Source organism: Pannonibacter sp. (genome assembly GCF_051860505.1).
Taxonomy (GTDB): Bacteria; Pseudomonadota; Alphaproteobacteria; order Rhizobiales; family Stappiaceae; genus Pannonibacter.
The window spans coordinates 13554-26049 of the sequence record NZ_JBHYDX010000019.1 but is presented as its reverse complement, the minus strand read 5'-3'; the positions used below and the strand labels follow the sequence as shown (position 1 = coordinate 26049).

The window sequence follows — 12496 nt, the reverse complement described above, 5'->3', positions numbered from 1 at the left end:
TCTGTGCTAATGTGCCTGCCCAAGAGCCCGAAGTGGCGCAATCCTTCCAAGAAGCCGGGAATGACCGAAAATTTTCTCCTAGACCCTTCCGACATCCGGGTCCTCCGGGTGCTGCAGCGGGATGCATCGCAATCCATCGCTGAAATTGCCAAGGCGGCCGGCATGAGCCAGACGCCCTGCTGGCGCCGTATCAAGAAGCTGAAGGAGATGGGGGTCATCCGTCAAGTGGTGGCCGTCGTCGACCGGGAATCCGTCGGTCTCGGCTTCGTGTCCTATGCCTTCGTCAAGCTGACCGTGCCCAGCCGCGACAACATGGAAACCTTCGATAAGCTGGTGCATCACTGGCAGGAGGTCGTCACCTGCGAGCGGATTACCGGCGCGGTCGACTACCTGATCAAGGTGGTGACCGACGACATCAAGGCCTATGACAACTTCCTGCGCCTGAAGCTGCTCGACAACACGCTGGTGTCGGACGTGCAGTCCCGCATCGTGGTCAACACGGTGAAGGATACAGTGGCCCTGCCGCTGCGCGAGCGCTGAGTAACCACCAGAAGCGACAGTCAGAACCCGCAACGCCGCTCTCCCCCTTGTGGCAGGGCTTTCGCAGATGAAGTCCAAGACAGGTTCGATGTGAACGACTGTAGCCGGAAATTTTTACCCTGTCAGAGCCTCACCGCCCCCCCCCCCCGGGGGGGGGGGGTTTGGGGGGGGGGGGGGAACGGACTAAAATCCAGGGTACTTCCATTCCTGACTACGCTTGTTTCGGACGCCTTGTGATCTGATGGCCGTTCGAGCCCCCCACCCCTCACCCCTCCCCACGAGGGGGAGGGGGGCGTCGAGGCCGCGAAAACCGTCTGACCAGATCTGCGAGAGCCCTGGCCTCCAGGAGGAACAGGGCACTGCGCCAAAGGCGCGCACCTCCCCCAGCTCAAAACCGATTAGGCGACAGCGGGGTGGGATCCACGAAGGGGTCCTGGCCCGTGATCATTTCAGCGATCAGGCGGCCTGTGACCGGGCCGAGCGTGAAGCCGACGTGGCCGTGGCCGAAGTTGAGCCACAGGCCGGCCTCGCGCGGCGCGGGCCCCGTCACAGGCAGGGAATCGGCAAAACAGGGGCGCGCACCCATCCAGGGCTCGGATTCCGCCGGCACGCCCAGCGGATAGATTTGCTTCGCCTTCTCAAGCGCCTTGCCGATCTGGACCGGAGAGGGCGGCGCATCGCGGTCGCGGAACTCGATCCCAGTGGTCAGGCGAATGCCCTTTTCCATCGGCGTCAGCACATAGCCGTGTTCCATGTCGACAACAGGCCGACCGAGACCCGCATTGGCAGGAGCCTTGTAATGCAGGTGATAGCCGCGCTTGACGATCATCGGAAAGCGCAGACCGAAGCCTTTGAGGAGATCCGGCGCCCAGGGTCCGAGACAGACAACAACGGCCCGTCCGCGCACTGGCCCCCGGTCGGTTGCCACGGCCCAGCCCCCGCGCGAGCGGCTGAGACGGCGCGCATCGCCCAGATACAGCCGGCCGCCGCCCTCCACGACGGCCCGCGCGAAAGCCTTGGTGACGCCGCCGGGGCTGGACACAGAATGGCTTTCCGGCCAGTAGACCCCCTGGCACGAATCGGCGAGCAGCGCCGGTTCCAGTTCATTGATTTCGAGCGGCCCCAGCTCCTGGTACTCGGCACCGAAGATCCGGGCGAAGTGACGTTCCGTCTCGGCGGCCCTGTAGGCGGCTTCCGTCCGGTAGAGATGCAGCCAGCCGGTCTTGCGGTAAAAGGCTTCGCAGCCGGCCAGCTCGGCGAGCACCTGATGCTCGGCCACTGCATGGCGCTCGAAACTGTCGATGGCATGGGCAAAGCGCTGCAGCCCGGGGCGCGATGATTCCCGCTTCAAGGCCGCAAGCCAAGGCGCAATGCGCAGGACGGTCTTCAGGTCATAGTTGACAGCCGGGCTACGCTTCAGCGCGATGTCGAGAAGAAAGCGCCAGTCCTCGGGAAAGCCGATGGGCACGAAACCATTGCGCTCAACAATGCCCGCATTACCATAGGAGGTTTCCTCGCCGGGCTGGCGGCGATCAACCAGGGCGACGTCAAGCCCTTTGCGCTGAAGCTGCAAGGCTGTCGAGGATCCGACAATGCCCGCCCCCAGCACGATGACGTCTACACTGTGCACGCCCGCTCCTGCCTACGACGGTTTACCGGATGTTGCCACCGGCATCTTCCGGCATATACCCTGAAACGCAACAAGACACAGGGATAATTCCGCAATGAACGATGGCATCAGCAGGGGGCGGGTCCTTGAAATGGCGGCGGCAGCCACGATCTGGCTTGTCGCCATGGCCATCCTTGCCTGTCTGCATGTCCTGCGCAGCGAAGAAGCCTTCACCCCGCGCGCCCTGGCACTGGTCTTCATTTTTGGCCTTGGAGGTCTCACCGGCTCGCTTCTGGCCTGGCCACTTGCCTTGTGGACTGCAGACCGCAGAAAGGCCGCCACCGCTCGCTTCGCCGCCCTGTTCCTGCTGCTCGGCCTTGCCACGACTGGAGCGACGGCGTTGTTCTATTTCCTGCAGTTCCGACTGTATTATGCCGCTTTTCACCAGACACCGCTTAGCCGCGACTGGGTTCTGGAGACGCTGATGACGGGCGCCAATGCGGGCTATCTGTTTGCCATTGACGGCACGCGGATCCTGCTGCCGGCGGGCCTGCCGCTGCTCATCGCCGCCGCGCTGATCTTTGTGCGCCGGCGAAGCCGCGAGGATCGCCGGGCTGATTGAGGTTCGGGGCGCTACCTGCTATTGGCACGGCCAACATCCCTGAAAAACGAGGCCCGCGATGATCCCGCGCTATTCCCGCCCCGACATGGTCGCCATCTGGTCGCCAGAGACGAAGTTCCGCATCTGGTTCGAGATCGAGGCGCATGCCTGCGACGCGCTGGCCGAGATCGGCGTGATCCCGAAGGACGCGGCCAAGACCATCTGGGAAAAGGGCAGCGCGGCCACCTTCGACCTCGAACGCATCGATGCGATCGAGCGCGAGACCAAGCATGATGTGATCGCCTTCCTGACCCACCTGGCCGAGATCGTCGGTCCCGATGCCCGCTTCGTGCACCAGGGCATGACCTCCTCCGACGTTCTCGACACCTGCTTCAACGTGCAGCTGGTGAAGGCGACGGACCTTCTGCTGAAGGACATGGACGCGCTGCTCGCCGCCCTGAAGCGCCGCGCCTTCGAGCACAAGGACACGGTCACCATCGGCCGCTCGCATGGCATCCACGCCGAGCCGGTCACCTTCGGCCTGAAGCTCGCGCAGGCCTATGCCGAGTTCGACCGCTGCCGCACCCGCCTCCTGCATGCGCGTGAGGAAATCGCCACCTGCGCCATTTCCGGCGCGGTCGGCACCTTCGCCAACATCGATCCGCGCGTGGAAGAGCATGTCGCCGAGGCCATGGGCCTGAAGGCCGAGCCGGTCTCGACCCAGGTCATCCCGCGCGACCGCCATGCGATGTATTTCGCCACGCTCGGCGTCATCGCCTCGTCGATCGAGCGCCTGGCGACCGAAGTGCGCCACCTGCAGCGCACGGAAGTGCTGGAAGCGGAGGAATATTTCTCCCCCGGCCAGAAGGGCTCCTCGGCGATGCCGCACAAGCGCAACCCGGTGCTGACTGAGAACCTCACCGGTCTGGCCCGTCTGGTGCGCGGCTATGCCATCCCGGCGATGGAGAACGTCGCCCTGTGGCACGAGCGCGACATCTCGCATTCCTCCGTCGAACGCATGATCGGCCCCGACGCCACCATCACCCTTGACTTCGCCCTCGCGCGCCTGACGACCGTCATCGACAAGCTGCTGGTCTATCCGGAGCGGATGATGGGCAACATGGACCGTCTCGGCGGCCTCGTCCATTCGCAGCGCATCCTGCTGGCGCTGACCCAGGCCGGCTCCTCGCGCGAGGACGCCTACCGTCTCGTCCAGCGCAACGCCATGAAGGTCTGGGAAAGCTACCAGGTGGCCGGCAACGCCACGGTCGACTTCCTGACCGAGCTTCTCAATGACGCCGACGTACGCAAGTATCTTTCGGAAGATGAGATCCGCGCCCGCTTCGACCTTGGCTACCACACCAAGGCGGTCGACGTGATCTTCAAGCGCGTGTTCGGCGAGGCATAAGACCATGAAGACGGCAGAGGCTGAGATCCTGCTCATCCCCGGCTTCGGCAATGCCGAGGCCGGTCACTGGATGCGCCGCTGGGCCGACAAGATCTCGACCGCCCGGGTGGTCGAACAGGACAACTGGTGGACGCCGTCGAAGAAGGTCTGGATGGAAACCCTGCTCGCGGAAATCGAGCGGGCCACCAAGCCGGTCGTGCTGGTCGCACATTCCCTGGGCTGCGTCTTCGTGGCCCATGGCGCGCATGTGCTGCCGAAGGACAAGGTCAAGGGGGCGTTTCTCGTCGCCCCCTCCGACTGGGACCGCCCTGGCCTCGTGCCGGAGTTCGACGGCGGCGACTTCGTGCCGGTGCCGCGCATGCCCCTGCCCTTCCGCACCCATGTGGTGGCCAGCCAGAATGACGCGTACTGCGACTTCGAGGTCGCCAAGTCGCTGGCCTCATCCTGGGGCGCCACGCTGCAGGACGCCGGCCACGCCGGCCACATCAACCTGGAAAGCGGCCACGGCCCCTGGCCGGAAGGCATGATGTCCTTCGCCCATTTCATGGCACGGCTGTAGGCTGCGCCGGCGCCCATTGCGAGGCTGGGTCTTGGCTGACGGACGCGACTGAGCCAGCAGCACAGCGTTCGCGGGAGCGGAGGCAAAGCCAATAGCTCGGCGGTCATCCCCGCCTTGTGCGGGGATCCATCCGACGTCCTTCGGACGTGTCAGCGATAGCCTCTCCGCTCCCCTCCCCCTCGTGGGGAGGGGTCGGGGGTGGGGGGGACAGCGGCGGACAGGCTATGAGACGCCAACGTCGTTTAGCCTCACCCTGCACCTTGTTTCAAAATCTGACGTCTGGTCGTGGATCCCCCCACCCCTTACCCCTCCCCACCAGGGGGAGGGGAGCTGAGAGACCCCGATCAAACTCTGCATCCTGGTCCGATTGACCTCGCGCGCCCTGCCCCTCATGCCATGCGGCGGGGGCGGATGGCGTCGTTGATCTTCTTGCCGACCACAAGGCTGACGGGAATGGCGACCACAAGGCCGATGCCGGCCGCGATCGCCAGGAACAGCGCGTTGAAATCATTGACGCCGAAAATGGTCAGCGGCACGAGCGCTCCGATGCCGGCCAGCGTCGGGCCGATGACAATGAAGAGAATGACGGCAAGCTTCCACATGACACGGGTTCCCTGACAAAAGGGGGGCGCCGGGCCACCAGCCCGGCCTTGCGTCATCGTCCCGCCGTCCGGACGCCCTCTGCGCCCCGGTGATGACCTGGGCGACAAGATGGACCGTCCGCCCCTCCCCTGCCTTGACCCTTGTCAACCGATCCGCGCCAGCGTGTCATTCACAACAGCGGAGAACAGCGTCAAATCGACGCCATGGGCAATGAAACTGTAGCCCATGTCCCGCGCCGGAGCGACGCCGGCCGCATCGAGGCAGAAGATGCCAGCAATCTTGCCCGCCGCGCGCGTGCGGGCCGCAATGTCCTGTGCCGCCGCCATGGTCATATTGCCGCCCGGATCGAGCTTCGCTCCCTTGTTGAGCGTCAGCGAAAGATCGCTTGGCCCGACGAAAACGCCGTCGATGCCCGGCTGCGCCAGGATCTCGTCCAGTGCCGCGATCGCCTCCGGCGTCTCGATCATGGCGAGGGCGACCAGCTCGGTGTTGGCGCTTGCGAGATAGTCGGCGGGCGACTTGCCGGCCAGCATCGCGCCGCGCTGCGGGCCCCAGCTGCGGGCTCCGACGGGCGGATACTTCATCGCATCGGCAAAGGTCTTTGCCTCGGCAGCGGAGTTGATCATCGGGGCGATCACAAGCTCGGCCCCCAGATCCAGTACGCGGCTGGCCGTTCCGGTTTCGCCAACCGGAATGCGGACCGCGCGATGCGCACCGGACAGGGCAATGGCGGCCAGTCCGTCGCGGATGCTGGCAATGTCATGCAGGCCATGCTGCATGTCGAGTGTCACGCAGGAGTAGCCTGCCCGGCCCATCACTTCGGCCAGGATTGGAACGGCAAGGTTCGACCAGGCGGTCACGATGGTTTCGCCGTCCCGCAAGCGCGTGGCAAGGCTGGGCTGGGTGGAGCTAGACATGATCATGGATCCCTGGGCTGTCACGACGCCAAGGCGAGAGGCTCGCCGGTGCCGTCCGGTTGGACCGGGATCAAAGCCGGTTCGCACTGCGACGGCAAGGCGTGCCGGAACGAGCGATGCCCCCCAACTTTAAACAAGTGCACGATGGGTCAAGCAGCGGACAAAAAAAGACCCCGCCGAAGCGGGGTCTCCTAGAAATTCAGAAAAGGCTTATTCGCCCTTCTGGATCTGGTCGACGGCGGTGTGCAGAAGTTCGTCCATGGTGCGGCGAATCTGGTGATCGGACTGGTCGACATGCCCCTTGTCGAAGTCACCGCGAATCTTGCGGAACACGTCCTCGTCACCGGCTTCCTCGAAGTCCGCGCGCACGACTTCCATGGCATAGGCGTCTGCCTGTTCGCCGGCAAGACCAAGCAGGTCGGCTGCCCAGAGGCCGAGCAGCTTGTTGCGGCGGGCGGTGGCCTTGAAGCGAAGTTCCTCGTCATGAGCAAACTTGCTCTCGAAACCCTTCTCGCGATTGTCGAACGTGCTCATCTGGTGCCTCCTCACTGGCGGACAGAAAGTCTACCCCTGAAATGGGGGCTTTTTCGGGCTTCTCAATATCCTTCACCGCCCTGCAAATCAACGCGATATCGCCGCGCCCCCCCATCGGTGCGCCAGCAAAAAGAAAGGCAGGGCCGCGCTCATTGTGCTTTTGCGAAGGATCAGTTAAGTTCCGCGCCGCTAATGCGGGGCTAAATGTCGATAACGCGGTGATTGGTCAGCGCTCGCGCCACCCGGAATCAGACGCCAAGGAGTTTCCCGCCTCGATGGATTTCCTCGAACGAACACGGTACGTGCCCATGAATCGCCGCCGGCGCATCTATGAAGGCAAGGGCAAGATCCTCTATGAGGGCCCGGAGCCTGGAACCTTGATCCAGCATTTCAAGGACGACGCAACAGCCTTCAATGCCAAGAAACACGAGATTGTCGACGGCAAGGGTGTCCTCAACAACCGGATCTCCGAGTTCATCTTCAACCAGCTGAACGGCATGGGCATCCCGACCCATTTCATTCGCCGGATGAACATGCGCGAGCAGCTGATCCGCGAAGTCGAGATCATTCCGCTGGAAGTCGTGGTCCGCAACGTTGCCGCCGGCTCGCTGGCGACCCGCCTCGGCCTCGAGGAAGGCACCCAGCTGCCGCGCTCGATCATCGAGTTCTACTACAAGAGCGATGCCCTGAACGACCCGCTGGTCGCCGAAGAGCATGTCACCGCCTTCGGCTGGGCCACCCCGCAGGAACTCGACGACATCATGGCGCTCGCCATCCGTGTCAATGACTTCCTGTCCGGCCTGTTCCTCGGCGTCGGCATCCGCCTCGTCGATTTCAAGATCGAATGCGGCCGCCTGTTCGAAGGCGACATGATGCGCATCGTCGTTGCCGACGAGATTTCCCCGGACAACTGCCGTCTGTGGGACATCACGACCAACGAGAAGATGGACAAGGACCGCTTCCGCCGCGACCTCGGCGGCATGCTCGAGGCCTATCAGGAAGTTGCCCGCCGTCTGGGCATCCTGAACGACAACGAGCGCCCCGGCGGCTCCGGCCCGACGCTGGTGCAGTAAGCATCCGGCACCGGCCAACGAGACGAAAAACCCCTGGCGGAAACTTCGCCGGGGGTTTTTGCTTTTCAATGTCCCGAGCGGGAGCTTGGCTCTTTCGCGCTTGGCCGCTGTGGTGTAAGGAGCGCGCAACGGATGACCCTGCGGGGTCAAGGCGACAAACGGAAAGACGACAGCGATGAAGGCACGTGTCACCGTCACCCTGAAGAACGGCGTTCTGGATCCCCAGGGCAAGGCCATCGAGGGGGCGCTTGGCGCGCTCGGCTTCGGCGGCATCGGCGGCGTGCGCCAGGGCAAGGTCTTCGACATCGAGCTGAGCGACCGGGACACTGCCAAGGCGCGCGAAGAGATCGCCGCCATGTGCGAAAAGCTGCTCGCCAACACGGTGATCGAGAACTACGCCATCGAGATCCTCTGAAGCAGAGGGAGGTTGGCCCATGGATGAGGACAGCGCCCGCGCGATCCGCTTCCTCCTCCTCAAGGCCGCCGTGTTCATCCTGCTTCCCGCTGCCTTGAGCCTTGTGGCCGTGCTGGTCCTGCTCTAGGCGCAAACCTGACCAACGGGGAACCGAGATCATGAAGTCCGCCGTCATCCTCTGCCCAGGCCTCAACCGCGACCGCGACATGCTCTATGCGCTGGAGACGATCACCGGCCGCAAGCCGGCAACGGTCTGGCACACGGACACCGACATTCCGGACGTCGATCTCATCGTCATCCCGGGCGGCTTCTCCTACGGCGACTACCTGCGCTGCGGCGCCATTGCCGCCCGCTCGCCGGTGCTGCAGACCGTGATCGAGCGCGCTGCCAAGGGCGTGCATGTCCTCGGCGTTTGCAACGGCTTCCAGATCCTCACCGAGGCGGGCCTGCTGCCGGGTGCCCTGATGCGCAATGCCGGTCTGAAGTTCATCTGCAAGGAAGTGCAGCTGAAAACCGTCAACGCCCGCACCGCCTTCTCCAACGCCTTCCAGGAGGGCGAAGTCTGGCGCTGCCCGATTGCCCACCATGACGGCAACTACTTCGCCGATGCCGAGACGCTGAAGGCCATCGAGGACAACGGCCAGGTCGTGTTCCGCTATGCGGATGGCCAGAACCCGAACGGCTCGCTGAACGACATCGCCGGCATCGTCAATACCAGGGGCAATGTGCTCGGCATGATGCCGCATCCGGAAAACCTGATCGAGGGCCTGCAGGGCGGCAGCGACGGCCGCAAGCTGTTCGAGAGCCTCGTCGGCCAGCTGGTCGCCTGAACAAGGACACCACAGCGCGGGGACAGGACATGAGCAAGCTCGATCTTCCCCGCGATCTCCAGACCGAAATCGCCAGCCGCCTTTCCGCCTTCTGCCGGAACGAGTTGGATATCGATCTCGGCAACATGGACGCCCTGCGCCTCCTGGATTTCCTCAGCCAGGAAGCCGGCAGCGCCTTCTATACGCAAGGGGTGCGCGACGCCGCCGCCCTCGTCGCCCGCCGCTTCGACGATCTCAGCGACGATCTCTCTGCCCTGGAGCGCCACGACCGGCGGTGACGGGCTGGCTCGCCAGATTGTAATCCGGTCTGCTGCTGCCCACCACCCCTTACCCTCGTGGCAGGGCTATCGCATATGAAGTCTGGCACATATCGTTGTCAGGGAATGCGCCTAGAACCCAACCCAGTCCGAGCCTCTCCGCTCCCCTCCCCCTCGTGGGGGGGGGGGGGGGGGGGGAACAGACTGCAATCCAGGTAACCCGCGTTCCTGACTGGGCGTGTTTCACGCACTTTGCGATCAAACGGCCACCGTGCCCCCCACCCCTCACCCCTCCCCACGAGGGGGAGGGGGGCTGAGAGGCCTTGAGAGCCGTCTGGCTTCATATGCGATAGCCCTCCCCACGAGGGGGAGGGGCGGCTGGCGCTGCGACCTGTTCCTTGTTTCGAGGGCCCGGCATCTCAGCTCCCCTCCCCCTCGTGGGGGCCGAAGGCGGGACGAGACCCGTGGCTCGCCCCTGGCAGGGTCGGGGGTGGGGGGCAAACACCTCAGATCGAATCCCGGACTTAGTGGAAGCGCCCCCTCCTCTTGCTGCCCCCGCCACCACCGTGCATGCTGACGCAAAACGGGGGAACAGATGACGGGCGATGACTTCTTCCAGCCGGTGTCCGGCTTTGATCTGCCGCGCTTTGCCGGGATTGCCACCTTCATGCGCCTGCCGCATGTCAGCCTCGGCGACGACAGGGCCGCCGACGTGGATATCGGCCTCATCGGCGTGCCCTGGGATGGGGGCACCACGAACCGCGCCGGGGCCCGGCATGGGCCGCGGCAGTTGCGCGACCTCTCCACCATGATCCGGCAGGTGCATCCGCACACCGGCGTCAATCCGTTCAAGCTCGTGTCCTGCGCCGACCTTGGGGACGCCCCGGTGAACCCGGCGGATGTGCAGGATGCGCTCGCCCGTATCACCGGCTTCTATGACCAGGTGATGGATCTCGGCATCACGCCGCTATCCGCTGGCGGTGACCATCTGGTGTCCTTGCCGATCCTGAGGGCCCTCGCCCGGCAGGGGCCTCTCGGCATGGTGCATTTCGATGCCCATACGGACCTCTTCGACGGCTATTTTGGCGGCTTCCGCTACACCCATGGCACGCCCTTCCGCCGCGCCATCGAGGAGGAACTGCTGGATCCCGAGCGCGTCGTCCAGATCGGTATTCGCGGCACGATGTATGACGGCGAGGACATCGAATGGGGCGAGGCCCAGGGCGTGCGCATCATCATGATCGAAGAGCTGATGGAACGCGGCGTCGAGCATGTGATGGACGAGGCCCGCGAGCGTGTCGGCCTGGACCCCACCTATGTCAGCTTCGATATCGACGGCATCGACCCGGCCTTCGCGCCGGGCACCGGCACGCCGGAGATCGGCGGCTTCACCTCGTTCCAGGCGCAGCGGATGATCCGCAAGCTCTCCGGCCTCAACCTGATCGGCGCGGATCTGGTCGAGGTCTCCCCGCCCTTCGATCCCTCTGGCGGGACCGCATGGCTGGGAGCCTCGCTGATGTTCGAACTGATGTGCGTGCTGGCCAGCGCGCGCCTGGAGCAGGCTTAGATTTCAGCCCTTCAGAAGGGCGTCGATGTGGCGGACGACTTCAGTCGACGCCTTTTCCATGTCGGCCAGCGCCTTGAGTGCACCGTCCCGGTCACCCTTGGCATGGAGGCTGGCCGCCAGCTTGCCATTGCGGTGAACTGCCTCGTGGACAGGCAGCAGGGCTGCGAACGAGGAATGGCTGCGCAGCTTCTGATCGGTCACGCCGTCGTACCATTTGCCGAGCCGGCAATGGTGATGATCGTTGAGTTCTTCGGTCTTGAGGCTTTTCAGGCCAACCAGCATCTCGGACAAGCGCTTCTTCCACAGAAGGTGGTCGGACTTGGCCCGGTGCAGCACGTAATTGGCGATCTCGCGCTTGTCGAGCTCGGCAAACTGGGCGTTGATCACCGTTTCCGAGCTGCCGACCGCGCGGATGACGTCCTCGGTGTAACGGGTAGCGGCCTCCGAATGGCGGGCAATGGCGTGGATGCCGGTGGCGATCTCGCGCACGGCTTCGCTCTGCTGGCTGAGAAGTCCGGCAATCGCGTTCATCCGGGTGGCATTGCTGCCGACATGCTCGAGCACGGACCCGATCTTGGTGGCGGCATCCTCGGATTGCTCGGCACTGTCCCCGACCAGTCCCTGAACCTCGTCGACCGAAGACATGACCTCGCCGACATGCACCTGCAGGCGCTCGATGCGGGCGCGAATGTCGTCGGTGGCCTTCTGGGTCTGGCCGGACAACTGCTTGACCTCGCTGGCGACGACGGCAAAGCCCTTGCCGGCCTCGCCGGCGCGCGCGGCCTCGATGGTGGCGTTCAGCGCAAGCAGGTTGGTCTGCTGCGCCAGGCCATCGATGGTGGCGACAAAGGTGCTGATCTGCTCGGCCGCCAGAGCCAGCTGGCGGGCGCTTTCGCTCATCTTGTCAAAGGACTCGCCAATCCGCAGCGACGATGCCGCCGCCTTGCGCGTGGCCCCTGCCCCGCCCTGCAGCGCCTCATGCGCCTCTTCCATGGATGTGGCGGCCTCGTTGGCCGTCTGCGAGATCTGTTCGATGGACGCAGTCAGTTCGTCGACGCCGGCCGACATTATCCGGGCCTGCTGGTCGGTGTCGCGAATTTCGCCGGTGATGCGCGCGGTCGCCGCCATCGCCTCGCTGGCCTGGACTGAATAGTCCACGGTCTGGCGCAGCTGGGTCTCGTCCTGCCGGCCAAGCGTTGCAGCCAACGACGTTAGGGCAGCGGCCAGGTCCGCCGGAAGCGCATCAAGCCCCTCCAGTCGGGCATGGGCTTCAAGTCCGCGCAAGGCCGCCACGATTGCCAGCAAGGGAAGCTCGGGAGTTTTACTGATGGCGCTCGGCGCTTCGGACGTTACTGACTTGAATCGAAACATTTACTTCCCCTTGGTCATCTATGACCAGAGCTAAGGGGACATGCTGAATGAAATCTTAAAATAATAAGTTGCATCGTAAAAATTGGCAGTCAGTTGCAAGACAAGCGCGAAACAACTCCGGAGCTTTTGCTTGCACTCCCCTCGTGCATCAGAACGTTTTCAGCCTGTGTTTTGAGCCGTGAAGCTCTCCCATTCCCTGCGGTGATCTGTTA

Annotated in this window: 15 protein-coding genes; 10 read left to right on the top strand and 5 right to left on the bottom strand. The window is 64.2% G+C overall.

The genetic code is table 11. The features are described 5' to 3' along the window. The first annotated feature begins 60 nt into the window (after positions 1-60). Positions 61-540, top strand: a complete 480-nt coding sequence (locus ACTIFE_RS14110) for an Lrp/AsnC family transcriptional regulator (protein WP_106753130.1) — start codon at positions 61-63, stop codon at positions 538-540. Positions 541-928: 388 nt separating this feature from the next. Here the strand turns inward: ACTIFE_RS14110 and ACTIFE_RS14105 are convergent, their stop codons facing one another. Next, positions 929-2170, bottom strand: coding sequence for an NAD(P)/FAD-dependent oxidoreductase (locus ACTIFE_RS14105; RefSeq protein ID WP_439529797.1), 1242 nt, complete (start codon positions 2168-2170; stop codon positions 929-931). A 94-nt stretch (positions 2171-2264) separates the two neighbouring features. Here ACTIFE_RS14105 and ACTIFE_RS14100 point away from each other — a divergent pair, with 94 nt between their 5' ends. The 3 genes from ACTIFE_RS14100 to ACTIFE_RS14090 are packed head-to-tail and all read left to right on the top strand — an operon-like array spanning position 2265 to position 4717. Then, positions 2265-2771 carry a hypothetical protein gene (locus tag ACTIFE_RS14100; protein WP_439529796.1) on the top strand — a complete coding sequence of 169 codons (507 nt, stop codon included), beginning with the start codon at positions 2265-2267 and terminating at the stop codon, positions 2769-2771. A 58-nt stretch (positions 2772-2829) separates the two neighbouring features. Continuing rightward, complete coding sequence (gene purB, locus ACTIFE_RS14095) at positions 2830-4158, top strand: adenylosuccinate lyase (protein WP_439529795.1); 1329 nt, start codon at positions 2830-2832, stop codon at positions 4156-4158. A gap of 4 nt (positions 4159-4162) precedes the next feature. Next, on the top strand, positions 4163-4717 hold the full coding sequence (locus ACTIFE_RS14090; RefSeq protein WP_439529794.1) for an RBBP9/YdeN family alpha/beta hydrolase: 555 nt from the start codon (positions 4163-4165) through the stop codon (positions 4715-4717). Between the two features lie 389 nt (positions 4718-5106). Here the strand turns inward: ACTIFE_RS14090 and ACTIFE_RS14085 are convergent, their stop codons facing one another. From ACTIFE_RS14085 to ACTIFE_RS14075, 3 genes are all read right to left on the bottom strand, one after another. Then, a complete protein-coding gene (locus tag ACTIFE_RS14085) occupies positions 5107-5319 on the bottom strand; it encodes a hypothetical protein (RefSeq protein WP_439529793.1) in 213 nt (70 codons plus the stop codon). Positions 5320-5463: 144 nt separating this feature from the next. Beyond that, the gene (locus ACTIFE_RS14080) at positions 5464-6237 is read right to left on the bottom strand and encodes an HpcH/HpaI aldolase family protein (protein WP_439529792.1); all 774 of its coding nucleotides are present in this window, start codon (positions 6235-6237) and stop codon (positions 5464-5466) included. A gap of 210 nt (positions 6238-6447) precedes the next feature. Then, positions 6448-6771, bottom strand: a complete 324-nt coding sequence (locus tag ACTIFE_RS14075) for a DUF1476 domain-containing protein (RefSeq protein ID WP_439529791.1) — start codon at positions 6769-6771, stop codon at positions 6448-6450. 275 nt (positions 6772-7046) lie between these two features. Here ACTIFE_RS14075 and purC point away from each other — a divergent pair, with 275 nt between their 5' ends. The 6 genes from purC to speB all read left to right on the top strand — a co-directional run bounded on the left by purC (position 7047) and on the right by speB (position 10913). Then, positions 7047-7844: a phosphoribosylaminoimidazolesuccinocarboxamide synthase gene (gene purC, locus ACTIFE_RS14070; protein WP_106752907.1), complete on the top strand. Its 798-nt coding sequence runs from the start codon at positions 7047-7049 to the stop codon at positions 7842-7844. Positions 7845-8019: 175 nt separating this feature from the next. Beyond that, positions 8020-8259 (top strand): phosphoribosylformylglycinamidine synthase subunit PurS, encoded by a 240-nt coding sequence (gene purS / locus ACTIFE_RS14065; protein ID WP_439529790.1) that lies wholly within the window; start codon positions 8020-8022, stop codon positions 8257-8259. Positions 8260-8278: 19 nt separating this feature from the next. Next, positions 8279-8386: a phosphoribosylformylglycinamidine synthase-associated small membrane protein gene (locus ACTIFE_RS14060; RefSeq protein WP_439529789.1), complete on the top strand. Its 108-nt coding sequence runs from the start codon at positions 8279-8281 to the stop codon at positions 8384-8386. A gap of 31 nt (positions 8387-8417) precedes the next feature. Further along, the gene (gene purQ / locus ACTIFE_RS14055; protein WP_439529788.1) at positions 8418-9089 is read left to right on the top strand and encodes a phosphoribosylformylglycinamidine synthase subunit PurQ; all 672 of its coding nucleotides are present in this window, start codon (positions 8418-8420) and stop codon (positions 9087-9089) included. A 29-nt stretch (positions 9090-9118) separates the two neighbouring features. Further along, positions 9119-9367, top strand: a complete 249-nt coding sequence (locus ACTIFE_RS14050; RefSeq protein WP_439529787.1) for a DUF2164 domain-containing protein — start codon at positions 9119-9121, stop codon at positions 9365-9367. A 574-nt stretch (positions 9368-9941) separates the two neighbouring features. Beyond that, a complete protein-coding gene (speB, locus tag ACTIFE_RS14045) occupies positions 9942-10913 on the top strand; it encodes an agmatinase (protein WP_439529786.1) in 972 nt (323 codons plus the stop codon). Positions 10914-10916: 3 nt separating this feature from the next. On the opposite strand, the gene ACTIFE_RS14040 is transcribed toward speB, so the two are convergent. Then, positions 10917-12284 (bottom strand): methyl-accepting chemotaxis protein, encoded by a 1368-nt coding sequence (locus tag ACTIFE_RS14040; RefSeq protein WP_439529785.1) that lies wholly within the window; start codon positions 12282-12284, stop codon positions 10917-10919. Between the last annotated feature and the right edge of the window lie 212 nt (positions 12285-12496).